The following is a 22,664-nucleotide window of genomic DNA, read 5'->3' as shown; positions in this document are numbered from 1 at the left end:
CCATTGCATGCCCGACTCCCGCTACCAGATCGATGTCAGCGTAGTAACTCGCTTCCTGGCAGAACAGTCGCAACCTGAACAGCAGCGCTATGCGTTTGCTTACACCGTCACCGTACGCAACAACGGCGAGGTGCCTGCCACCTTGCTGTCCCGCCACTGGGTAATCACCGACGGTGACGGCCACGTCGAAGAAGTCCGCGGTGCGGGCGTCGTTGGCCAGCAACCGCGTATCGAAGCGGGCGCCAGCCACACCTACAGCAGCGGCACGGTGATGACCACCAAAGTCGGCAACATGCAGGGCTCCTATCAAATGCAGGCCGAGGATGGCAAACGCTTCGATGCCGTTATTGCGCCCTTTCGCCTGGCCGTGCCCGGGGCCCTGCACTGATGACGGCCTATGCGGTCGGCGACCTGCAGGGCTGCCTGGAACCCCTCAAATGCCTGCTCGACCGCGTGGCCTTCGACCCCGCCCATGATCAACTGTGGCTGGTCGGCGATCTGGTCAACCGCGGCCCCGAGTCACTCGAGACTTTGCGCTACCTGTACGGTATTCGCGAGGCGGTTGTCTGCGTGCTGGGCAATCATGACCTGCACCTGCTGGCTGCGCGTTACAACATCGAGCGTCTGAAAAAAGGCGACACCCTGCGCGAAATCCTCGAAGCCCCCGATGCCCCACAGTTGCTCGGCTGGTTGCGCCAGCAAAAGCTGCTGCATTACGACGAGCCAAGGGGCGTTGCCATGGTTCATGCTGGCATCCCGCCGCAATGGACCCTGGGCAAGGCGCTGCAATACGCCGCAGAGGTAGAGGCCGTGCTCAAGGATGACAATCTGCTGCTGCCGTTTCTGGATGGCATGTACGGCAACGAACCAAACAAGTGGGACAAGGACCTGCACGGCGTCACGCGGCTGCGGGTCATCACCAACTACTTTACGCGGATGCGCTTCTGCACCCGCGAAGGCAAGCTTGACCTCAAGGGCAAGGAAGGCGCCGACAAAGCGCCGCCCGGATATGCCCCGTGGTTCAAGCACAAGGAGCGGCGCACCAAGGCGGTGAAGATCATCTTCGGCCACTGGGCGGCGCTTGAAGGCAAGGTCAGCGAGCCGAATATCATCGCGCTGGATACCGGCTGCGTCTGGGGCGGCGCCATGACCTTGTACAATATCGACCATGGCACTCGCCATGAATGCAGCTGCGACGAGCACGGCCGCCTGGAACGGGGCGCCCCGTCCCAGGTGATCGAAGCGCAGTCGGCACCCCGCTAATCATCCTGTTGAATGGAGCCCCTGCCATGACCGAATTCAAACGCATCCCGCCCGCCGAGGCTCAATCCTTACGCGAAAAAGGCGCGGTCATCGTCGACGTGCGCGACCCGCAAACCTTCGCCGCCAGCCACATCCCCGAAGCCCAGCACCTGGATAACCACTCGATCGCCGAGTTCATCCGTGGCGCCGATCTGGATGCTCCAGTCGTGGTGGTCTGCTATCACGGCAACTCCAGCCAAAGCGCGGCGGCCTATCTGGTCAGCCAGGGCTTTTCCGATGTCTACAGCCTGGATGGCGGCTTTGAATTGTGGCGTGCCACCTACCCTGAGCAGATTGCAGTCTGAGGGTCGCATCAAAAAAAATTTAATTACCGTCTATCGCCCGTGGCACGCGGGCTGCGACCTGGCTGCCAGTTGGCCAGGCGCAACTAATTGCTCATCTCGCCTTGAAGTCTGCCATAACCAACTATCCTTAGGTGCAGGCCATCCAAAACAGGGGAGAGCCGGTACACCGGCGCGCGGGTCATCGGTAGCGACTTAGAGGTGTTCTGGGGGGTAAAGGCAGCCGAATGTCGGCTGTTTTCCAGCATCAAACTGACTGATCCGACGTCGGCTCCACGTATCGAGCGAGGTGACGTCATGAGTATTTTTAGCCACTTCCAGCAACGTTTCGAATCCACTCGTCAGGAAGAGCTCTCATTACAGGAGTATCTCGAGCTCTGCAAATCTGACCGCAGCGCCTATGCGTCTGCGCCCGAGCGGATTCTGACTGCTATCGGCGAGCCCGAGTTGACCGACACGTCGACCAACTCCAGGCTCTCGCGCATTTTTTCCAACAAGGTGATCCGACGCTATCCGGCGTTCAAGGATTTCCACGGGATGGAGGAATGCATCGACCAGATTGTTTCCTACTTCCGCCACGCAGCCCAAGGGCTGGAGGAAAAGAAACAGATCTTGTACCTGCTGGGCCCGGTAGGGGGCGGTAAATCGTCGCTGGCCGAAAAACTCAAGCAGTTGATCGAGAAAGAACCGTTCTACGCGATCAAGGGCTCACCGGTGTTCGAATCGCCCCTGGGGCTGTTCAATGCCACCGAAGACGGTGCCATCCTCGAGGAAGACTTCGGTATCCCGTTACGCTACCTGAACACCATCATGTCGCCGTGGGCTACCAAACGTCTGCAAGAATTTGGCGGCGATATCAGCCAGTTCCGCGTGGTCAAACTGTACCCATCGATTCTCAACCAGATTGGCGTTGCCAAGACCGAACCTGGCGATGACAACAACCAGGACATCTCGGCCCTGGTGGGCAAGGTCGACATCCGCAAGCTGGAAGAATACCCACAGAACGACGCCGATGCTTACAGCTACTCAGGCGCGCTGTGCCGGGCCAACCAGGGCTTGATGGAATTCGTCGAGATGTTCAAGGCCCCCATCAAGGTCTTGCACCCGCTGCTGACCGCCACTCAGGAAGGCAACTACAACAGTACCGAAGGCTTGGGGGCTATCCCCTATTCCGGGATCCTGCTGGCCCACTCCAACGAATCGGAATGGCACAGCTTTCGCAACAACAAGAACAACGAAGCGTTCATCGACCGGATCTATATCGTCAAGGTCCCCTATTGCCTGCGGGTCAGTGACGAAATCAAGATCTACGACAAGCTCTTGTTCAACAGCTCGCTGGCCAAGGCTCATTGCGCGCCAGACACGCTGAAAATGCTTGCCCAGTTCACCACCCTGTCGCGACTCAAGGAGCCGGAAAACTCCAACATCTATTCGAAGATGCGGGTGTATGACGGCGAAAACCTCAAGGATACCGATCCCAAGGCCAAGTCGATCCAGGAATACCGCGACAGCGCGGGCGTAGACGAAGGGATGAATGGCCTGTCCACACGTTTCGCGTTCAAGATTCTGTCCAAAGTCTTCAACTTCGACCCGCACGAAATCGCGGCCAACCCGGTGCACCTGCTCTACGTGCTGGAACAACAGATCGAACAGGAACAATTCCCGGCCGAGGTGCGCGAGCGCTATCTGCGCTATCTCAAGGAATACCTGGCACCGCGCTATATCGAGTTCATCGGCAAGGAAATTCAAACCGCCTATCTCGAATCCTATAGCGAGTACGGTCAGAACATCTTCGATCGCTACGTGCTTTACGCCGACTTCTGGATTCAGGACCAGGAATACCGCGATCCTGAAACCGGAGAAATCCTCAACCGCGTTGCGCTCAACGAGGAACTGGAAAAAATCGAGAAACCCGCAGGGATCAGCAATCCGAAGGATTTCCGTAACGAAATCGTCAATTTCGTGCTGCGCGCCCGTGCCAACAACAACGGCAAGAATCCGACCTGGCTCAGCTACGAGAAGCTGCGGGTGGTGATCGAGAAGAAAATGTTCTCGAACACCGAGGATCTGCTGCCGGTCATCAGCTTCAACGCCAAAGCCAGCAAGGAGGATCAGCTCAAGCACAACGACTTCGTCACACGCATGGTCGAACGCGGATACACCGACAAACAGGTCCGACTGCTGTCCGAGTGGTATCTGCGGGTCAGAAAGTCTCAATGAGGCAGCTATAAGCTGCAAGTAGTACGCGGCAAGTTGACGGCAAACGGCGCATTGTCTGCGCCGGATGCGGCAGCCTGCAGCTCCGACTTGCAGCTTGGAGCTTAACGCTTGCAGCTGCCCGGAGGGCCCCCTATGAGCTATGTGATCGACCGACGTCTGAACGGCAAGAACAAGAGCACGGTGAACCGTCAGCGCTTTCTGCGACGCTACCGTGATCACATCAAGAAAGCGGTCGAAGAGGCCGTGGGCCGGCGCTCCATTACCGATATGGAGCACGGTGAACAGATCAGCATTCCTGGTCGCGATATTGACGAGCCAGTGCTACACCATGGGCGCGGCGGCAAGCAGACCGTGGTCCACCCCGGCAACAAGGAATTCACTGCAGGCGAGCATATTGCCCGGCCCCAAGGGGGCGGCGGCGGTGGCAAAGGCGCCGGCAAGGCCGGTAATTCCGGCGAGGGCATGGACGAGTTCACCTTCCAGATCACTCAGGAAGAATTTCTCGAGTTCATGTTCGAAGACCTTGAACTGCCCAACCTCGTCAAGCGCAACCTGACCGGTACCGATACCTTCAAGACCGTACGTGCGGGTGTAGCCAACGAAGGCAATCCATCACGCATCAACATCGTCCGCACCCTGCGCTCAGCCCATGCACGGCGCATCGCGCTGTCCGGCAGCAGCCGCGCCAAGCTGAGGGAAGCGAAAGCAGAGCTCGAGCGCCTCAAGCGCGAAGAGCCAGATAACTTCGGCGATATTCAGGAAGTCGAGATCGAAATCGAGAAACTAAGCGCGCGTATTCACCGCGTGCCGTTCCTCGATACCTTCGACCTCAAGTACAACCTGCTGGTCAAGCACCCCAACCCCAGCTCCAAGGCGGTGATGTTCTGCCTGATGGACGTCTCTGGCTCCATGACCCAAGCCACCAAGGACATTGCCAAGCGCTTTTTCATCCTGTTGTACCTGTTCCTGAAGCGTAACTACGACAAGATCGAGGTGGTATTCATTCGCCATCACACCAGCGCCCGCGAAGTCGACGAAGAGGAGTTTTTCTATTCCCGGGAAACCGGCGGCACCATCGTATCCAGCGCCCTCAAGCTGATGCAGGAGATCATGGCTGCCCGCTATCCCACCAACGAATGGAACATCTACGCGGCCCAGGCCTCGGACGGTGACAACTGGAACGACGACTCGCCGATCTGCCGCGAAATCCTCACCAAGCAGATCATGCCGTTCGTCCAGTACTACACCTATGTCGAGATCACTCCGCGCGAACATCAAGCTCTATGGTATGAATATGAACGCATCAGCGAGAGCTTCGCCGATACGTTCGCCCAGCAACAGCTGGTGACGGCCGGTGATATCTATCCGGTCTTTCGTGAACTCTTCCAGCGCAGGTTAGTGACATGACCGCTAGAGAGCAGAAACGCCAACCCCTCTCCACCGGCTCGGAATGGACGTTCGAGCTGATCCAGGCTTACGACCGGGAAATCGGCCGTATCGCCGAGCGCTATGCGCTGGACACCTATCCCAATCAGATCGAGGTGATCACCGCCGAGCAGATGATGGATGCCTATGCGTCCGTCGGCATGCCGCTGGGCTACCACCACTGGTCCTACGGCAAACACTTCCTTAGTACCGAAAAGTCCTACACCCGCGGGCAGATGGGGTTGGCGTACGAGATCGTGATCAACTCGGACCCGTGCATCGCCTACCTGATGGAAGAAAACACCATCTGCATGCAGGCGCTGGTGGTGGCTCACGCTTGCTATGGGCATAACAGCTTCTTCAAGGGCAACTACCTGTTCCGCACCTGGACCGACGCCAGTTCGATCATCGATTACCTCGTGTTTGCCAAGCAGTACATCATGCAATGCGAGGAGCGCCACGGCATCGATGCGGTGGAGGACTTGCTCGATTCCTGCCACGCATTGATGAACTATGGCGTCGATCGCTACAAGCGCCCTTATCCGATTTCCGCCGAGGAAGAGCGTCGGCGGCAAAAGGACCGCGAGGAGCACCTGCAGCGCCAGATCAACGATCTGTGGCGCACCATTCCTAAAAGTGCCGACAAGAATCGCGAAGAGGACAACGTGCGCTTCCCGTCGGAGCCCCAGGAAAACATTCTCTACTTCATCGAGAAGCACGCGCCGTTGCTGGAGCCCTGGCAGCGGGAAATCGTGCGGATCGTGCGCAAGATCGCGCAGTACTTTTACCCGCAGCGCCAGACTCAGGTGATGAACGAGGGCTGGGCGACGTTCTGGCACTACACGCTGATGAACGACCTGTACGACGAAGGCCTGGTCACCGACGGCTTCATGATGGAGTTCCTGACTTCCCACACCAGCGTGGTGTTCCAGCCCAGCTTCGACAGCCCTTACTACAGCGGCATCAACCCTTATGCGCTGGGCTTCGCCATGTACCGCGACATCCGCCGCATGTGTGAAAACCCGGACGATGAAGACCGCAAGTGGTTCCCCGAGATCGCCGGCAGCGACTGGCTATCGACCATCAAGTTCGCCATGACCAGCTTCAAGGACGAGAGCTTTATCCTCCAGTATCTCTCACCCAAGGTGATCCGCGACCTGAAGCTGTTCAGCATCATGGACGACGACCAGCGCGACGATTTGCTGGTTCCGGCCATCCATGACGATGCCGGCTATCAGATCATTCGCGAAACTCTGGCTGCACAGTACAACCTCGGCAATCGTGAGCCCAACGTGCAGATCTACAGTATCGATCGCCGTGGCGATCGCTCGCTGACCCTGCGCCATCAGCAGCACAACCGCAAACCGCTGGGAGAGTCCACTGACGAAGTCCTCAAGCACCTGCATCGGCTTTGGGGCTTCGATATCAAGCTGGAGACCCTGCAGGGCGACCAGATCATGAAAACCCATCACGTACCGCCCCGGCACGAACATGCCGAAGGCGACTACGGGCGTCTGGATCTCGCCGTAGTCCATCTCTGATCCACCGAGGCACACCAGCCTCCCTCGGCGCCCTGCAGCAGGTATCCTGTGGGCGCAGACGGAGGCTTTTTCATGCAGATCTACAAAGTGGGTGGCGCGGTCCGGGATCACCTTCTCGGGCGAGACGTCACTGATATCGATTATGTGGTCGTGGGCGCCAGCGCCGAACAGATGCTGGGCCTGGGCTATCGACCGGTAGGCGCCGATTTTCCGGTGTTCCTGCATCCCGAAACGGGTGAGGAATATGCGCTGGCTCGCACCGAGCGCAAGAGCGGCCAGGGCTATGGCGGCTTTACTTTCTATGCTAATCCGGACGTTACGCTCGAGCAGGATCTGATCCGCCGCGACCTGACCATCAACGCCATGGCCGAGGATGATCATGGGCAATTGACCGATCCCTACGGCGGCCAGGCGGATCTGGAACATCGAATCTTGCGTCACGTTTCCCCGGCGTTCGCCGAAGATCCCCTGCGCGTACTGCGCGTGGCACGCTTTGCTGCGCGTTACGCATCCCTGGGCTTCAGGGTCGCCGACGAGACCCTGGCGTTGATGCGTCAACTCAGCGATTCCGGTGAACTGGCAGCACTGACGCCCGAGCGGAGCTGGAAAGAGATCTCCCGCGCGCTCATGGAAGACCAGCCGCAAGTGTTCATTGAGGTACTGCGTGATTGTGGCGCCCTTGAGCGCCTGTTGCCTGAGGTGGATGCGCTGTTCAGCGGCCCGCAAGCGCTCCACGCCGGCCACACCCTTGAAGTCTTGCAGCACGCGGCGCGGCGTCACCAGCCGTTGACAGTACGCTGGGCCTGCTTGCTGCAGTATCTGGCCGTGAAGCAGATCAAGGCCGTCAGCGAGCGCTTCAAGGTGCCGCGAGACTGTCTGGAATTGGCGGTGCTCGTCGGGCAATACCGCGGCCAGGGCCATGAGGCACTGGAGATTGAACCCGCAACCTTGCTGGAGCTGCTGCAGCGCTTCGATGTGTACCGTCGGCCGCAGCGGTTCGAAGAGTTCCTGGAAGTCTGCGAACTGGACGCTCGCGCGTGCGCTTTGGCCAACTATCCACAAGCTGGGTACCTGCGAGGTGCCGCCGAGGCCGCACGCTCAGTGGCGGTGCAGCCCCTGGTCGCTCAAGGCTATAACGGCCAAGCGCTGGGGGAAGCGATCAAGCGCGAGCGGCTGCGCGCCTTGACCGATTACCAGACCGCAAATGGCTCCTCCCTGTAGCGGGGGGCTGTCCCCGCCTCCCCATCAGCCACACCCCGGCAGTCGGCATATTCTTTCGGGGGCAAGCGCCCTCGCTACAGGGACAGATCGGTCAGTTGCCGATCCCGCCAGGTGAACGGTACGGGGGCCAATTGCTGGTCGATCTGCGCATCGCACCACAACTCGGCGAACGAGCGCTGCACACCAGGGTGCTGCTCATCCGGCGCCAACAGCGCGAGTGGCCACAGCACAAACGCATTCTTGAGGATTTCCGCGCGCGGCAGAATCAAACCATCGAAATTGCCCGCCTGCTGGCCATACAGCAACACGTCGATATCCAAAGGCAGGCCCTTGCGATCCGGTGCGTAGCGGCCGTTATCGGCCTCGATGAACTTGAGGCGCCGATCCAGCTCCATCAGTGGCAAGTCGGTCAGGCCGGTCACCACCAGGTTGAAGAACGGACCGCTCTTGATGCCCACCGCCGCGCTTTCGAACACCGACGAACACTGCATGTCCTGGACAAACAGCGCCAGCGCATCGAGGCCGGCGCACAGGTGCGACTCGCGCTCGATATTGCTACCGAGGCCGAGGTAGATTCGGGTCAGAGGCATCCGCGCTCGATCTCCACGCCCACACCCTTGGCCGCCGCGACGGCGCCCGGCTTGGTCAATTTGAGAGACAGCCAGGGAATGTGGAATTCGCTCATGAGCACTTCGGCCAGACGCTCGGCGAAGGTTTCCACCAATTCGAAGCGTGCAACTTCGGCGAATGCCTGAATACGCGCGGACACACTGGCGTAGTCCAGGGCCAGGCTCAGGTCGTCGCCGGCAGCGGCCGGACGGTTATCCCAGGCGAAGCGCAGGTCCAGGCGCAGGCATTGGCGAATGTCCCGCTCCCAGTCGTAGGCACCGATCACGGTGTCGACTTCCAGCCCCTCGATAAACACTCTGTCCAAGCACTTTTCTCCACTGCACGACAAGGGCGCGATGCGCCGTTAGAATCAGGACGTCCTCGCCCGGAATAGTTCGCATGTTTTGGTTACTGGCGTCACTCGCCTACCTGCTGGGCTCGCTGTCCTTCGCTATCCTCATCAGCCGCGGCACCGGCCTGCCGGACCCGCGCATGAACGGCTCAGGCAACGCGGGCGCCACCAACATGCTGCGCCTGGCTGGGCGCAAGCTTGCCATCCTGACCCTGCTCGGCGACCTTTGCAAAGGCCTGCTGCCGGTGCTGGTCGCTCTGGCTGTGGGTCTGGACCTGCAACAACAGGCCTGGATCGGGCTGTGCGCGGTGCTGGGCCATCTGTTCCCGCTGTACTTCCGCTTCAAGGGCGGCAAGGGTGTCGCCACCGCTGCCGGCGTATTACTGGGGCTGTATGTGCCTGCGGCCTTGCTGGCGGTGGTCGCCTGGGCGGTGGTTTTCGCCCTCACCCGCACCAGTTCGCTCGCCTCCCTGATCGCCACGCCACTGACCCTGCCCTTGCTGGCCTGGCAGGCCCCCCAGGCATTGCTGCCGATGTGCGTGCTGACCCTGTTGATCGTGTGGCGCCATCGCGGCAATCTACGCGACCTGCTGGCAGGACGCGAACGGCATTTCTGATTCGCCGGGATGAAATCGGCTCATCTTGGGCAAGCCATACCGGCCTGTTCGCAAGCAAGCCTTGCTCCCACAGGTATACGACTGCGCACTGTGGGAGCAAGGGTGCGCGTTTGGCGGCACGGGGGCCCACAAGCCTTACACGACCGTCGGCACCGTCAACTGCTCCATCGGCCAACGCGCCTGCACGTTGATCGCCAGATCATTGCGCTGCCCTGCCATCAACCGCTGACAACCCGCATAAGCGATCATCGCGCCGTTATCGGTGCAGAACTGCGGCCGCGCATAGAAAACATTGCCGTTGATCTCGCCGAGCATTTTTTCCAGTGACTGGCGCAGCGCGCGGTTGGCACTGACGCCGCCAGCGATCACCAGACGCTTGAGGTGAGTCTGCTTGAGGGCGCGCTTGCACTTGATGGTCAGAGTCTCCACCACCGCCTGCTGGAAGGCCAGTGCGATGTCGCAACGGGTTTGCTCACCGTCGTCCCCAGCGCTCTGGCACTGCTGCCAGGTGTTCAGAGCGGACGTTTTCAGGCCGCTGAAGCTGAATGCCAGCCCCGGACGGTCGGTCATCGGCCGCGGGAAGGTAAAGCGCCCTGCGGTGCCCAGCTCCGCCAGCTTGGCGATCTCCGGGCCGCCCGGATAATTGAGACCCATCATCTTGGCGGTCTTGTCGAACGCTTCACCGGCGGCATCGTCGAGGGTCTCGCCCAGCAGCTCGTACTGACCGATACCATCGACCCGCACCAGCTGCGTATGGCCGCCAGACACCAACAAAGCGACGAACGGAAATTGCGGCGGCTGCTTTTCAAGCATCGGCGCCAGCAAATGTCCTTCCATGTGGTGTACGCCCAATGCCGGCACGTCCCACGCGAAGGCCAACGCCTGCGCGCAGGCAGCGCCCACCAGCAGCGCCCCCACGAGGCCGGGCCCGGCGGTGTAAGCGATGGCATCGATATCGGCCGGCGCGCGCTCGGCCTGGGCCAGTACTTCGCGGATCAACGGCAGCATGCGCTTGACGTGATCGCGCGAGGCGAGTTCGGGCACCACACCGCCATAGGCGCGGTGCAGGTCGATCTGACTGAACAGCGCATCGCCCAGCAGGCCCAGCTCGCTGTCGTATAACGCGACGCCGGTTTCGTCGCAGGAGGTTTCCAATCCCAGTACTAACATGGGTCTCGCCTTGTTGAGGCTGGCTTCAAAGGCGCGCATGATAGTCGCCGCTCAGCGCTCCGACCAGCGGTTTTCGATCAGAGGCTTTGCATTCCTGTCGTCATAGGGTTAACATCCGCAACCCTTAAAAACCGACGTATCCCGAGCGCGATTTTCCGCAGGAGTACGTTGACCCCGGTAATGAAAGAAGGTAGCTCTGGATGCCAGCCGTCAAAGTAAAAGAGAACGAACCCTTCGACGTAGCTCTGCGTCGTTTCAAGCGCTCCTGCGAAAAAGCCGGTGTACTGGCTGAAGTTCGTAGCCGCGAATTTTACGAGAAGCCAACTTCCGAGCGTAAGCGCAAGGCAGCAGCCGCTGTCAAACGCCACGCCAAGAAAGTTCAGCGCGAACAGCGCCGCGCCGTTCGTCTGTACTAATACACAGACGTTCGCTGCAAGCTTCTGCCTCGCCCGGCTAACCGCTGGGCTGCCGGCAGTGGTGGCTTTACGCAGTTGCTACACCGATGGTGCTTCACCGCAATTCCACTCCTGACCCAGGTCAAGAGCGGCTGCCTAAAACGTCAGAACTGGCCTTCATACGCCAGCTGTGCACGTCACCCTGACGAGCCTTGCAAGGCTGCAGACGAGCACACCCTTCCGCACCATTCTTCTCTGCTTCGATGCCCTGTGGCACTGTCGAAGTTGTAAGTGTTGCCGATACAAAATCAGTACCGCAAAGGCACCCCTGATCGGCGCTCAGTAGATACACTCCTGCAGTGTTTCCCTGTTTGATGACGAGAACCCCATGGCCGGGCTGATACCCCAGAGCTTCATTGACGATCTGCTGAACCGCACCGACATCGTCGACGTGGTGAGTTCGCGCGTGTCGCTCAAAAAGGCCGGCAAGAACTACTCGGCATGCTGCCCGTTCCACAAGGAAAAGACCCCATCGTTCACGGTCAGCCCCGACAAGCAGTTCTATTACTGCTTCGGTTGCGGCGCTGGCGGTAACGCCCTGGGCTTCCTCATGGACCACGACAACCTGGACTTCCCCCAGGCCATCGAGGACCTGGCCAAATCCGCCGGCATGGAAGTGCCCCGCGAAGAAGGCGGCCGCCAGAACAAACCACGCCAGCCCACGGACTCACCGCTCTATCCGCTACTGACCGCCGCCGCCGACTTTTTCCGCCAGGCGCTCAAGGCCCATCCGTCGCGCCGCGCCGCGGTCGACTACCTCAAGGGCCGCGGCCTGTCCGGCGAGATCGCCCGCGACTTCGGCCTGGGTTTCGCGCCGCCGGGCTGGGACAACCTGCTCAAGCACATGGGCACCGACACCCTCGGGCAAAAGGCGATGATCGACGCTGGCCTGCTGATCGAAAACGCCGAAACCGGCAAGCGCTACGACCGCTTCCGCGACCGCGTGATGTTCCCGATCCGCGACAGCCGCGGGCGCATCATCGCCTTTGGCGGCCGCGTGCTGGGCGACGACAAGCCCAAGTACCTGAACTCCCCCGAGACCCCGGTGTTCCACAAGGGCCAGGAACTGTACGGGCTGTTCGAGGCGCGCAAGAACAACCGCAACCTCGACGAGATCATCGTGGTCGAGGGCTACATGGACGTCATCGCCCTGGCCCAGCAAGGCCTGCGCAATGCCGTCGCTACCCTGGGCACCGCCACCAGCGAAGAGCACCTCAAGCGCCTGTTTCGGGTAGTCCCCAGCGTGCTGTTCTGCTTCGACGGCGACCAGGCTGGGCGCAAGGCCGCGTGGCGCGCGCTCGAAGCGGCCCTGCCCTGCCTGCAGGACGGCCGGCGCGCACGCTTTTTGTTCCTGCCCGAAGGCGAGGACCCGGATAGCCTGGTCCGCGCTGAAGGCACCGATGCGTTTCAGGCCCGAATTCACCAGATGGCCCAGCCGCTGGCCGACTACTTCTTCCAGCAACTGACCGAAGAGGCCGACCCGCGCTCGCTGGAAGGCAAGGCCCATATGGTCACCCTCGCCGCCCCGCTGATCGACAAGGTGCCCGGCAACAATCTGCGCGCCTTGATGCGCAACCGCCTGACCGAAATCACCGGCCTCAGCGGCGAAGCCATGAATCAGATGGCACGCAGCGCGCCGGCGCCAGCCCAGGCAACGCCTGAATACGACCCCGGCATCAATTACGATCAGATCCCCGATCACAGCGCCGATTACAGCCAGCACGATTACGGGGACTTTCAGCAGGGTCACCCAAGCGATACCTACGCCCAGCAGCCGCCACAACAGGCCTGGGCGCTCAAGCAGGGCGGGCAGAAAAAGTGGCAGGACAAGCCCTGGGACAAAAAAGGCAAGCCATGGGATCGCAAGGGCAAGGGCCAGGATTTCGAGTCACGTGCCCCGCGCGTCCCGACCAGCGTCGAACCACCGACGCTGAGTGCATTGCGAACTTTGCTGCACCATCCCCATCTGGCGGAAAAAGTTGAAGATGTCAGTCACTTTGCCGATGAAGGACATGTCTATACACAATTGCTGGTCGCCCTGCTGGGCGCACTGCAAAAGAATCCTGGGCTACGCTCATTACAGTTGATCGCCCGCTGGCACGGTACCGATCAAGGCCGCTTGCTGCAGGCTTTGGCAGAAAAGGAGTGGCTGATCGATGCCGATAACCTTGAACAACAGTTTTTCGACACCATTACTAGTTTATCCGCTCGCCAACGCGAGCGAAACCTGGAGCATTTGCTCCGCAAAGCAAGGCAGGAAGAACTCAGCGCAGACGAGAAAAATCAGCTGCGCGAGCTTTTAAGTCGCAATCTTCACGCTCAAACCCCGACCTCAACTGGCGCGTGAGGTCACAGCTCGGGTATAATCCTCGGCTTGTTTTTTGCCCGCCAAGACCTTCAGTGGATAGGGTGTTATGTCCGGAAAAGCGCAACAGCAGTCTCGCATCAAAGAGTTGATCACCCGCGGTCGTGAGCAGGGTTACCTGACTTACGCGGAGGTCAACGACCACCTGCCTGAGGATATTTCAGATCCAGAGCAGGTGGAAGACATCATCCGCATGATCAACGACATGGGGATCAACGTATTCGAGAGTGCTCCGGATGCGGATGCCCTTTTGTTGGCCGAAGCCGATACCGATGAAGCTGCAGCCGAAGAAGCTGCCGCTGCGTTGGCGGCTGTGGAAACCGACATTGGCCGCACCACGGACCCAGTGCGCATGTACATGCGTGAAATGGGCACCGTCGAGCTGCTCACTCGCGAAGGCGAGATCGAGATCGCCAAGCGTATCGAAGAGGGTATCCGCGAAGTCATGGGTGCGATTTCGCACTTCCCTGGCACGGTTGATCACATCCTCAGCGAATACGATCGCGTCACGACGGAAGGCGGTCGCCTGTCCGACGTACTGAGCGGCTACATCGATCCGGACGACGGCATTGCGCCGCCGGCCGAGGTGCCGCCCCCTGTCGAGAAAACCGACAAGGCGGCGGACGCCAAGGACGATGACGAGGAAGAAACCGCAGAAAGCAGCGACGACGAAGAAGAGACCGAAAGCGGTCCTGACCCCGTCATCGCGGCCCAGCGTTTCGGTGCCGTCCAGGACCAACTCGCGGTCACGCTCAAGGCCCTGAAAAAGCACGGTCGTCACAGCAAGCAAGGCGTCGACGAAATGCTCGTCCTGGCCGAGCTGTTCATGCCGATCAAGCTGGTGCCCAAGCAGTTCGAAGGCTTGGTGGAGCGCGTCCGTGGCGCTCTCGACCGCCTGCGTCAGCAAGAGCGCGCCATCATGCAGTTGTGCGTGCGTGATGCCCGTATGCCGCGTGCCGATTTCCTGCGCCAGTTCCCGGGCAACGAAATCGATCAAAGCTGGAGCGATGGCCTGGCCAAAGGCAAGAGCAAATATGCCGAAGCCATTGGTCGCGTGCAGGACGATATCGTCAAGTGCCAGAAGAAATTGGTCGCGCTCGAAGCCGAAACCGGCTTGACCGTCGCGGAAATCAAGGACATCAACCGTCGCATGTCGATCGGTGAGGCCAAGGCCCGCCGCGCGAAGAAAGAGATGGTCGAAGCCAACCTGCGTCTGGTGATCTCGATCGCCAAGAAGTACACCAACCGTGGCCTGCAATTCCTCGATCTGATCCAGGAAGGCAACATCGGCTTGATGAAGGCAGTGGACAAGTTCGAATACCGTCGCGGGTACAAGTTCTCGACGTACGCCACTTGGTGGATCCGTCAGGCCATTACCCGTTCGATCGCCGACCAGGCGCGCACCATCCGTATTCCGGTGCACATGATCGAGACGATCAACAAGCTCAACCGTATTTCCCGGCAGATGTTGCAGGAAATGGGTCGTGAACCGACGCCGGAAGAGCTGGGCGAGCGCATGGAGATGCCTGAGGACAAGATCCGCAAGGTACTCAAGATCGCCAAAGAGCCGATCTCCATGGAGACGCCGATCGGTGACGACGAAGACTCCCATCTGGGTGACTTCATCGAAGACTCCACCATGCAGTCGCCGATCGATGTCGCCACGGTAGAAAGCCTCAAGGAAGCTACGCGTGAAGTCCTCTCCGGACTGACCGCGCGCGAGGCCAAGGTACTGCGTATGCGCTTCGGCATCGACATGAATACCGACCACACCCTCGAGGAAGTCGGCAAGCAGTTCGATGTGACCCGTGAGCGTATCCGTCAGATCGAGGCCAAGGCCTTGCGCAAACTGCGTCACCCGACCCGTAGCGAGCATCTGCGCTCGTTCCTCGACGAGTGATCCTGGCCTGCGCCTGACGCACCGCTGATGCACAAGCAACCCCCAGCCCGTCTGGGGGTTTTGCTTTTTGCTCGATTAGCGCTCCTCCACCGCTTCCCGTAGCGCCTGTCGCCCGTCTACACTCCAGTCTTTGTGTGCGAGTGAAAAGAGGCCGCTATGCCAAGACTATCGGCCCTTGTCTTGCTCTTTCCGTTTTCGGAATGGGCAACGGCTGAAGCCATGACCGACGCTAATTTGCCGGGCCAAATTGTGCACGCCGATCGTCTGTGGTCCGACCTGATGGTCTATGGCCTGCCGGCGATTCTGTTCCTGATGGCGGTTGCCGCCGTGCTGATGCGCATCAACCGTCGCCTGAGTTCGGAAATCGCTCGCCGCGTAGCGCTCGAGCAAGAGCTGCGCACCAGTGAATACCACTACCGCGGCCTGGTCGAAAGCCAATCCGCCATCGCCTGGGAGGCCAATTCCCAGGACTACAGCTACAGCTACGTTTCCCCGCACGCCGAAGACCTGCTGGGTTATCCACTGGCTCATTGGCGCAGGCCCGGCTTCTGGCGCAGCGTGCTACACCCGGTAGATGCCCTCTGGGCCCAAGCCTATTGCGACGCCGAGACCGCCGCTGGCCGCGATCACAGCCTCGATTACCGAGTCATCGCCGCCGACGGTCGTAGCGTCTGGGTCCGCGATATCGTCAGCCTGATCGATCAGGGCAACGAAACCATCATGCGCGGCCTGATGATCGACATCAGCGAAACCAAAAAAACCGAGGAGGCGCTGCGCCTGTCCGAGCAGAAGTTCGCGTCGGTATTCCAGCAGTGCCCCGACATCCTGGTCATCGCCCGCCTGAGCGACGGCTGCCTGCTGGAGGTCAACTCCGCATTTGAAACACAGATGGGCCTCAAGGCCTGCGATGTCATCGGTAAAAACGCTACCAAAATGGACATCTGGGGCATCGAGGGCGTGGGCGCCGGCCTGCTGGAGCGCGTCAAGAGCAGCCGCATCCGCAACCTCGAGATGCCCTTCAAGCGCAGCAACGGGCAGATTTTTACCGGCTTGATGTCGGCCGAACCCTTCGACCTCGACACCACCCCGGCGCTGGTCGTCGTGGTGCGGGACATCAGCCCGCTGAAGGAAACCCAGCAGCGCCTGCAGATATCCGAAGAGAAATTCGCCAAGGCCTTCCACGCCTCCCCCGACGGCCTGCTGCTCACTCGCCAGGTCGACGGCATGATGCTGGAGGTCAACGAAGGCTTCAGCCGCCTGACGGGCTACCCGCTGTACGAAGTGGTCGATCGCTCGACGCTGGATCTGGGCATCTGGGTCGACCTCAACGACCGCAACCGCATGCTGGAGATTCTCCAGCGCGAAGGGCTGGTCAAGGATTTCGCCTGTTTGATCCGCCGCGCCGACGGCGAAATTCGCCTCTGCGAGCTTGGCGCCAGCCCGATGCAGTTCGGTGGCGATGCCTGCATGCTGATCATGGCGCGGGACATCACCGAGCGGCACCTCATGCAGGAAAAGCTCCTGCTCGCCGCCACGGTGTTCGAGAGCACGGCTGAAGGCGTGCTGATTACCGACACCCGCCAGCGCATCAGCGCAGTCAACCGCGCTTTTAGTGAAATCACCGGTTACAGCGAGACCGAAGCCTTGGGGCAAACCCCGCGCCTGCTGGCCTCCGGGCGCCACGACCACGCCTTTTTCATCGATATGTGGCATCAACTCGCCGCCCATGGCCACTGGCAGGGCGAAATCTACAACCGCCGCAAGAACGGTGAGACCTACCCGAGCTGGCTGACCATCAGTTCAGTGCGCAACAACGAAGACGTCATCACCCATTTCGTCGCGGTATTCGCCGACATCTCCAGCCTCAAGCAGGCCGAAGCGCGCCTCGACTATCAGGCCCACCACGACCCCCTGACCGGCCTGCCCAACCGCACCCTCTTCGAAAGTCGCCTGCAAGCCTCGCTCAACAGCCACACCGATGATGCCGGCCAGGGCGCTGTGCTGTTCCTCGACCTCGACCGCTTCAAGCACATCAACGACAGCCTCGGCCACCCGGTCGGCGACCTGCTGCTCAAGGGCATCGCCAACCGCCTGCGCGAGCAAGTACGCGATATCGACACCGTGGCGCGGCTGGGCGGCGACGAGTTCATCATCCTCCTGCCGGGGCTGCAAACCAGCGGCGACGCCGAAATCATCGCCAACAAGGTGCTGGCCTGCTTCGCCGCGCCGTTCCAGGCCGGCGAGCACGAGTTCTTCACCAGCGCCAGCATCGGCGCCAGCCTGTACCCGCAGGACGGCGGCGATGTCGCCACCCTGGTGAAAAACGCCGACGCCGCGATGTACCGCTCCAAGGCCAAGGGCCGCAACCGCGTCGAATCCTACACCCGCGACCTCACCACCCAGGCCAGCGCCCGCGTCGCCCTGGAACACGAACTGCGCCGCGCCATCGAACGCAACGAACTGAGCCTGTCCTACCAGCCCAAGTTCAGCCTCAAGACCCAGCGCCTGGTCGGCGCCGAAGCGTTGATCCGCTGGACGCACCCGACCTTCGGCGAAGTCCCGCCGGAGCGCTTCATCGCCCTGGCCGAAGAGAACGGCATGATCCTGCCGCTGGGCGAATGGGTGCTCGAAAATGCCTGCCAGCAGATGCGAACCTGGCAGCAGCAATACCAGGCCTTCGGCCCGCTGTCGGTGAACCTGGCCGGCGCTCAACTGCGCCAGCCCGACCTCTTCGCACGCATCCAACGCCTGCTGCAAGACCACCACCTGCAGCCCGATTGCCTGCAGCTGGAAATCACCGAAAACTTCATCATGAGCCAGGCCGAAGAAGCCCTGCTGGTGCTGCACCAACTCAAGAGCCTGGGCATCCAACTGGCCATCGACGACTTCGGCACCGGCTACTCGTCCCTGAGCTACCTCAAGCGCCTGCCGCTGCACACGCTCAAGATCGACCAATCCTTCGTCCGCGGCCTGCCCCACGACCCCCACGACGCCGCAATCGTGCGCGCCATCATCGCCCTGGGCCGCAGCATGCAACTCACCGTGATTGCCGAGGGCGTAGAGAACCAGGATCAGCAGCAATTCCTGGCCCGCGAGGGATGCGAACAGATCCAGGGCTACATCGTCAGCCTGCCGCTGTCGGCGGAGGAATTCGCTGCCACCTTCCTGCGCTCGCTGGTTTCAGACTTTTCGGATGGCGCAGTTGGCAAACCATCGTTATAATCCGCGACCTACTGGGGGCCTATAGCTCAGTTGGTTAGAGCAGGGGACTCATAATCCCTTGGTCGTAGGTTCGAGTCCTACTGGGCCCACTATCTCCAAAGCCGCGCAATTGCGCGGTTTTTTTTGCTTTTCTGTTGATCCTGCCGCGGTGACATCCTTCGGTATTTCCGGGAGCCGTCCTGACTTCTTCATGCAGTGCAGTCTGCCCCAGAAAGTTACGTGCATATAAGCCACCTCGCGCCCTTAAGCTGACGATTGTACCTACGGGCACCTTTCGCTCACGAAAGACCTCCCTGAGTGGTATCCACTCAGGGCTGCGCAAAGAGCTTCAGCGCCAACCCAATGAATATTTCAGTGGCAGCGCTAGTCTGGCTCCGATCCAGCACCGCTATTCCTACCTGACGTTTAATCGGAGGATTCAGCGGTTTGACCAAGTAAGGCGCGTCACGGTCTTCAGGCAAAGAGGACTCGGCCACGATCGTCACTCCATCCCCACGCGTGACCGCAGCCAAGGTACTCATCAGCTGAGAGGTGCGGTAACGGACACGGGGTTCCAGCTTGGCGGCAGCAAAGAGCCGGGAAACGAGCTCTGAAGAACCGGCCTCAGTGAGCACAAAGGGATCGACACACAAGTCGTCCAACGTGACGCTTTGTTGAGCTGCGTGCGGATGTGCAGTTGGCAGCAAAGCGACCATTTGGTCCTCGATCAACGGCCAAGTGTCAAACTGTGTTTCGGGCAAAGTAACAAAGCCTACATCCACCTCTCTGTCCAACAGCCACTCGATCACCTGACGATCAGGCCCTTCGCTCACATGGATTTCAATACCGGGATATAGATGACGGTAATCCGCGAGAATCCGCGGCAGTAGGCGTTGCGACGAGGTCGGACCAAATGAACCGATACGCAGAGTGCCGAGCTTCATACTGCGAGCATCGCTGGCATCCTGCACGATGGCATCCGCTAGCCCCAGCATCGGTTGCACGCGTTGAAGCAAACGCGCCCCGATATCGGTCAATTCGATCTGACCGTGATGCCGGCGCAGCAACTCGACTCCCCACTCCAGCTCGAGTGCCTTGATAGCATGGGAAACCGCCGACTGGGATATCTTCAGGTGTGCGGCCGCGAGCGTAAAACCACGACGCTGCGCGACGGCTACAAAAATTTCCAGTTGGGTCAGCGTCATTGCTTAACCATGAGTAATCACTCATTTCCGTATGACCATGAATGTGCGTAAGCATAGATGAAACAGGCATAACGAAACAGGCCTGCTCCGCTAGCTCGCTTAGATCAGAGGAAGTTTATGGTTACTCAATGGATGACCGACGGCATTTCGGCACTGTGGCCAACATGACAGCCAAGCCATCGCGCGGAGTTCCCACATCCGCGAGCCTCACCTACCTCAAGCTTTCTCTCGTTGCCATGATTTGGGGCGGTACCTTTGTGGCTGGCCGTTATCTCTCTGCGGACACACCTGCGCTGTTGGCTGCCAGTCTCAGATTCATGCTTGCTGGAATCACGCTCGCTGTGTTTTTGGTGGTCACCAGGAAGGGCTTCGTAAAGCTGAATCGGCCGCAACTGATCAAAATCATCGGGCTGGGATTTTGTGGGATTTATACCTACAACTTGTGTTTCTTTTACGGGCTGCATTACACAGCGGCCTCCCGCGCGTCGCTGATCGTCGCGCTGAACCCTGCCGTCATGGCTCTGTTCTCTTATCTATTTTTTCGGGAGAAGCTGCCTGCCTTGAAATCCGCAGGCATCGCGCTTTGCCTGATAGGCGCCGCTGTAGTGATTCTCAACAAGTCTTCCAGCACGCTGGTTGTGGATAAAAGCGATTGGCGTGGTGACCTGTTGATTTTTGGCTGCGTGCTCAGCTGGGTGGCCTTCAGCGTATTTGGGAAGTCGGTCGTCAAGGATATCGGCGCATTGCATACAGTGACCTATTCCATCTTTGCCGGAGCTGCCATGCTCACCGCGACCGCTATCGTCACGGGTCAATTAAATGAAGTGTCGTTACGCATGCTGACGTCGAGCGAATTTGCCAGTCTGTTGTATCTGGGGGCGGTCGGTTCAGCATTGGCATACATCTGGTATTACAAGGGCATTGAACAGATTGGCGCCACCCGCGCCGGGGTGTTCATTGCGCTCAACCCGCTAACGGCGGTACTGCTGGGCGCGCTATTGCTCGGTGAGCGAGTCAACGCAGCCACCGTTATGGGGGGCGCGCTGATTATTGCGGGCATCATCATCTGCAACAGGCCGATCACCGCTCAATACTCTCTCAAGACCGCGTCCGCTCGCGTGCAGTGACCAGCAACAATGATAGCTGTGCAGCAGGTGAGCCGAATAAACCTACAATCGGCTCAGTCCCCTCAGAGTGACCTGCAATGCTGCTCCCAGACTTGATCTGGCAACATCCCAATTGGCCTACTGCGCCTGCCCGGCGGCAGACGCAGCACCCGTTACCGGCTGGCGCCAGCCTAAGGGTTTTGCACCACCACAGTCTTGTCCTGCAACCGGTAGCCCACCTCGCGCTTGTCCAGCGCGTACTTGGCCAGCACCTTCTCGCAATAACTGGTGCGCGGCAAAAACGCCCCGGCGCCATTGACGAAGCGGCTCATGTCCTCGTTGGTTTCGCAGGATGCCAGCGTGCGGCCCTGCAACTGGCCGGCCGCCTGGGCGGAACGCAGCGCGCCCATGGGCGTCCAGTCGGAGACGATCAGCGCACCGGCAGGCGCCGTGACTTCGTATTGCTCGACAAACTGCTGCGCCGACCGATCGCGCAGGTAGGGCACCATGAAGTAGTGAATGTCGTTGCGGTACGGTAGCGCCTCGGTATGCACCGGCAACTTGATCAGGCCACCGTCATACAGCACCCAGGCGAACAACAAGGCGGCCGGGCAGGTAAACACCGACAGATTGAGCACGGTCGCACTGACGCGACGCTCCGGCAGCAATTCCTTCAAACGCATCACCCCCAGGATCGCGGCCAAGGCAATGCCCGGCAAAAAGAAGGTAAAACGGTCGGTGACGTTATAGGGCACCGCAAAGATGAAGTTCAACAGCACCGCCGCCCACAGCACGCGCTGGCGACGGTCTTTGGGCATCATCACCAGCCCCAGCAGCTGCGGGCCTATCAGCGACAGGAGGAGGATCATCACCGAGTTTTTCTCGTGCCACATTTCGTCGAACCGAAACATGCTGCCTTCCCAATTGACGTCGGCTTTGCTCGCCTCGGCGCCGGTCAGGTAGTGGCGTACGATCTCGATCAGGTTCATGCCCGAGCCGAGGTCATGGAGCATGCCCGGATAGGCGCTGAAAAAACCGATGGCAAAGCCCGGCACGGTCATCAGGGTGCGGCCGCGGTACTGCATCAGCAACTGCACGTACAGAGGCAGCAACACAATAAAGGTCAACTGATGAATGCTGCCGGCCATGCCGGTCAGCAGGCCGATGATGCCCAGGCGTGTGTAGTCGCTGACCTTGAGGCGCAGGTCGAACGCCACGCCGTAGGCCAGCAGCACGAAGAGCATGTGAAAGATGTAAACCTCGGCCTTGGTCGAGATCCAGAACACGCCATGGGCGGTCACGGTCACCGCTCCCGCCAGCAAGGCCAGGTTGCGCGACGCTCCCAGGCTGCGGCTCAACCAGAAGATCGACGCCGCCACTGGAATCAGCAACATCGAATTGAGCAGGCTCAGCAACTGCGAGGAGCCGAAAACCTTATAGAAGACGGTATTGAAAAACTGGTACAGCGGATGATCGAGCGGGCCCAACGATTGGGCGAAATACTGCCCGGTAGTGGCATCGGCCAGGAACATGCCGTTGTCCATCCACTGGATCGGCCCGCTGGACGCGAGGAAGCTTGCGAGAATCACTGCAGCCAGCAATAACAGGGGCACGGGCCCCGAAAAATACCTGCTCTTATCTGGGACCATCACGGCCTCCTCCAACGATTGATG

Annotated in this window: 17 protein-coding genes, 1 tRNA gene and 1 pseudogene; 14 read left to right on the top strand and 5 right to left on the bottom strand. The window is 60.1% G+C overall.

Annotated elements, in window-relative coordinates; genetic code table 11:
- Positions 1–7 precede the first annotated feature (7 nt).
- The 7 genes from apaG to LIX93_RS12825 all read left to right on the top strand — a co-directional run bounded on the left by apaG (position 8) and on the right by LIX93_RS12825 (position 8,011).
- Positions 8–388, top strand: a complete 381-nt coding sequence (apaG, locus tag LIX93_RS12855) for a Co2+/Mg2+ efflux protein ApaG (RefSeq protein ID WP_226504406.1) — start codon at positions 8–10, stop codon at positions 386–388.
- Positions 388–1,263 (top strand): symmetrical bis(5'-nucleosyl)-tetraphosphatase, encoded by an 876-nt coding sequence (locus LIX93_RS12850; protein ID WP_226504405.1) that lies wholly within the window; start codon positions 388–390, stop codon positions 1,261–1,263. Before apaG ends, LIX93_RS12850 begins: the two co-directional genes overlap by 1 nt.
- A 26-nt stretch (positions 1,264–1,289) precedes the next feature.
- Positions 1,290–1,607: a thiosulfate sulfurtransferase GlpE gene (glpE, locus tag LIX93_RS12845; protein ID WP_226504404.1), complete on the top strand. Its 318-nt coding sequence runs from the start codon at positions 1,290–1,292 to the stop codon at positions 1,605–1,607.
- A 294-nt stretch (positions 1,608–1,901) separates the two neighbouring features.
- Entirely contained in the window at positions 1,902–3,824 is a 1,923-nt protein-coding gene (locus tag LIX93_RS12840; protein ID WP_226504403.1) for a PrkA family serine protein kinase, read from the top strand.
- 132 nt (positions 3,825–3,956) lie between these two features.
- On the top strand, positions 3,957–5,231 hold the full coding sequence (locus LIX93_RS12835; RefSeq protein ID WP_226504402.1) for a YeaH/YhbH family protein: 1,275 nt from the start codon (positions 3,957–3,959) through the stop codon (positions 5,229–5,231).
- Complete coding sequence (locus LIX93_RS12830) at positions 5,228–6,790, top strand: SpoVR family protein (RefSeq protein ID WP_226504401.1); 1,563 nt, start codon at positions 5,228–5,230, stop codon at positions 6,788–6,790. The genes LIX93_RS12835 and LIX93_RS12830 overlap by 4 nt, the downstream gene beginning before the upstream one ends.
- A gap of 72 nt (positions 6,791–6,862) precedes the next feature.
- Positions 6,863–8,011, top strand: a complete 1,149-nt coding sequence (locus tag LIX93_RS12825) for a multifunctional CCA addition/repair protein (protein WP_226504400.1) — start codon at positions 6,863–6,865, stop codon at positions 8,009–8,011.
- A gap of 74 nt (positions 8,012–8,085) precedes the next feature.
- Here the strand turns inward: LIX93_RS12825 and folK are convergent, their stop codons facing one another.
- Complete coding sequence (folK, locus tag LIX93_RS12820) at positions 8,086–8,601, bottom strand: 2-amino-4-hydroxy-6-hydroxymethyldihydropteridine diphosphokinase (protein WP_226504399.1); 516 nt, start codon at positions 8,599–8,601, stop codon at positions 8,086–8,088.
- Positions 8,592–8,945 (bottom strand): dihydroneopterin aldolase, encoded by a 354-nt coding sequence (folB, locus tag LIX93_RS12815; RefSeq protein ID WP_226504398.1) that lies wholly within the window; start codon positions 8,943–8,945, stop codon positions 8,592–8,594. Before folB ends, folK begins: the two co-directional genes overlap by 10 nt.
- A 74-nt stretch (positions 8,946–9,019) precedes the next feature.
- Here folB and plsY point away from each other — a divergent pair, with 74 nt between their 5' ends.
- The gene (gene plsY, locus LIX93_RS12810) at positions 9,020–9,589 is read left to right on the top strand and encodes a glycerol-3-phosphate 1-O-acyltransferase PlsY (RefSeq protein ID WP_226504397.1); all 570 of its coding nucleotides are present in this window, start codon (positions 9,020–9,022) and stop codon (positions 9,587–9,589) included.
- 135 nt (positions 9,590–9,724) lie between these two features.
- On the opposite strand, the gene tsaD is transcribed toward plsY, so the two are convergent.
- Positions 9,725–10,759: a tRNA (adenosine(37)-N6)-threonylcarbamoyltransferase complex transferase subunit TsaD gene (gene tsaD, locus LIX93_RS12805; RefSeq protein ID WP_226504396.1), complete on the bottom strand. Its 1,035-nt coding sequence runs from the start codon at positions 10,757–10,759 to the stop codon at positions 9,725–9,727.
- Positions 10,760–10,959: 200 nt separating this feature from the next.
- Between tsaD and rpsU the strand changes: the two genes are divergently transcribed.
- From rpsU to LIX93_RS12780, 5 genes and pseudogenes are all read left to right on the top strand, one after another.
- Positions 10,960–11,175, top strand: a complete 216-nt coding sequence (rpsU, locus tag LIX93_RS12800; RefSeq protein WP_002551877.1) for a 30S ribosomal protein S21 — start codon at positions 10,960–10,962, stop codon at positions 11,173–11,175.
- 367 nt (positions 11,176–11,542) lie between these two features.
- A complete protein-coding gene (gene dnaG / locus LIX93_RS12795) occupies positions 11,543–13,561 on the top strand; it encodes a DNA primase (protein ID WP_226504395.1) in 2,019 nt (672 codons plus the stop codon).
- A 67-nt stretch (positions 13,562–13,628) separates the two neighbouring features.
- Positions 13,629–15,479, top strand: coding sequence for an RNA polymerase sigma factor RpoD (gene rpoD / locus LIX93_RS12790; RefSeq protein WP_226504394.1), 1,851 nt, complete (start codon positions 13,629–13,631; stop codon positions 15,477–15,479).
- 267 nt (positions 15,480–15,746) lie between these two features.
- Positions 15,747–18,701: pseudogene (locus tag LIX93_RS12785) on the top strand (EAL domain-containing protein); the annotation flags it as partial.
- 15 nt (positions 18,702–18,716) lie between these two features.
- A tRNA-Ile gene (locus LIX93_RS12780) sits at positions 18,717–18,790 on the top strand.
- A 219-nt stretch (positions 18,791–19,009) separates the two neighbouring features.
- On the opposite strand, the gene LIX93_RS12775 is transcribed toward LIX93_RS12780, so the two are convergent.
- Positions 19,010–19,885, bottom strand: coding sequence for a LysR family transcriptional regulator (locus tag LIX93_RS12775; protein WP_226504393.1), 876 nt, complete (start codon positions 19,883–19,885; stop codon positions 19,010–19,012).
- 164 nt (positions 19,886–20,049) lie between these two features.
- Between LIX93_RS12775 and LIX93_RS12770 the strand changes: the two genes are divergently transcribed.
- Positions 20,050–21,012, top strand: a complete 963-nt coding sequence (locus LIX93_RS12770; protein ID WP_226504469.1) for a DMT family transporter — start codon at positions 20,050–20,052, stop codon at positions 21,010–21,012.
- A gap of 170 nt (positions 21,013–21,182) precedes the next feature.
- On the opposite strand, the gene LIX93_RS12765 is transcribed toward LIX93_RS12770, so the two are convergent.
- On the bottom strand, positions 21,183–22,640 hold the full coding sequence (locus LIX93_RS12765; protein WP_226504392.1) for a DUF2723 domain-containing protein: 1,458 nt from the start codon (positions 22,638–22,640) through the stop codon (positions 21,183–21,185).
- Positions 22,641–22,664: the final 24 nt, after the last annotated feature.

It is taken from the genome of Pseudomonas sp. MWU16-30317 (assembly GCF_020515695.1).
Classification (GTDB): Bacteria; Pseudomonadota; Gammaproteobacteria; order Pseudomonadales; family Pseudomonadaceae; genus Aquipseudomonas.
Note: the sequence above shows the minus strand (reverse complement) of the source record. Positions and strands in the feature narration are given on the sequence as shown.

Bases quoted from the DNA above. Each gene is read 5' to 3' on its own strand.
- apaG (WP_226504406.1), top strand. From the start codon at position 8: ATGCCCGACTCCCGCTACCAGATCGATGTCAGCGTAGTAACTCGCTTC.
- LIX93_RS12850 (WP_226504405.1), top strand. From the start codon at position 388: ATGACGGCCTATGCGGTCGGCGACCTGCAGGGCTGCCTGGAACCCCTC.
- glpE (WP_226504404.1), top strand. From the start codon at position 1,290: ATGACCGAATTCAAACGCATCCCGCCCGCCGAGGCTCAATCCTTACGC.
- LIX93_RS12840 (WP_226504403.1), top strand. From the start codon at position 1,902: ATGAGTATTTTTAGCCACTTCCAGCAACGTTTCGAATCCACTCGTCAG.
- LIX93_RS12835 (WP_226504402.1), top strand. From the start codon at position 3,957: ATGAGCTATGTGATCGACCGACGTCTGAACGGCAAGAACAAGAGCACG.
- LIX93_RS12830 (WP_226504401.1), top strand. From the start codon at position 5,228: ATGACCGCTAGAGAGCAGAAACGCCAACCCCTCTCCACCGGCTCGGAA.
- LIX93_RS12825 (WP_226504400.1), top strand. From the start codon at position 6,863: ATGCAGATCTACAAAGTGGGTGGCGCGGTCCGGGATCACCTTCTCGGG.
- folK (WP_226504399.1), bottom strand. From the start codon at position 8,601: ATGCCTCTGACCCGAATCTACCTCGGCCTCGGTAGCAATATCGAGCGC.
- plsY (WP_226504397.1), top strand. From the start codon at position 9,020: ATGTTTTGGTTACTGGCGTCACTCGCCTACCTGCTGGGCTCGCTGTCC.
- tsaD (WP_226504396.1), bottom strand. From the start codon at position 10,759: ATGTTAGTACTGGGATTGGAAACCTCCTGCGACGAAACCGGCGTCGCG.
- rpsU (WP_002551877.1), top strand. From the start codon at position 10,960: ATGCCAGCCGTCAAAGTAAAAGAGAACGAACCCTTCGACGTAGCTCTG.
- dnaG (WP_226504395.1), top strand. From the start codon at position 11,543: ATGGCCGGGCTGATACCCCAGAGCTTCATTGACGATCTGCTGAACCGC.
- rpoD (WP_226504394.1), top strand. From the start codon at position 13,629: ATGTCCGGAAAAGCGCAACAGCAGTCTCGCATCAAAGAGTTGATCACC.
- LIX93_RS12775 (WP_226504393.1), bottom strand. From the start codon at position 19,885: ATGACGCTGACCCAACTGGAAATTTTTGTAGCCGTCGCGCAGCGTCGT.
- LIX93_RS12770 (WP_226504469.1), top strand. From the start codon at position 20,050: ATGACAGCCAAGCCATCGCGCGGAGTTCCCACATCCGCGAGCCTCACC.
- LIX93_RS12765 (WP_226504392.1), bottom strand. From the start codon at position 22,640: ATGGTCCCAGATAAGAGCAGGTATTTTTCGGGGCCCGTGCCCCTGTTA.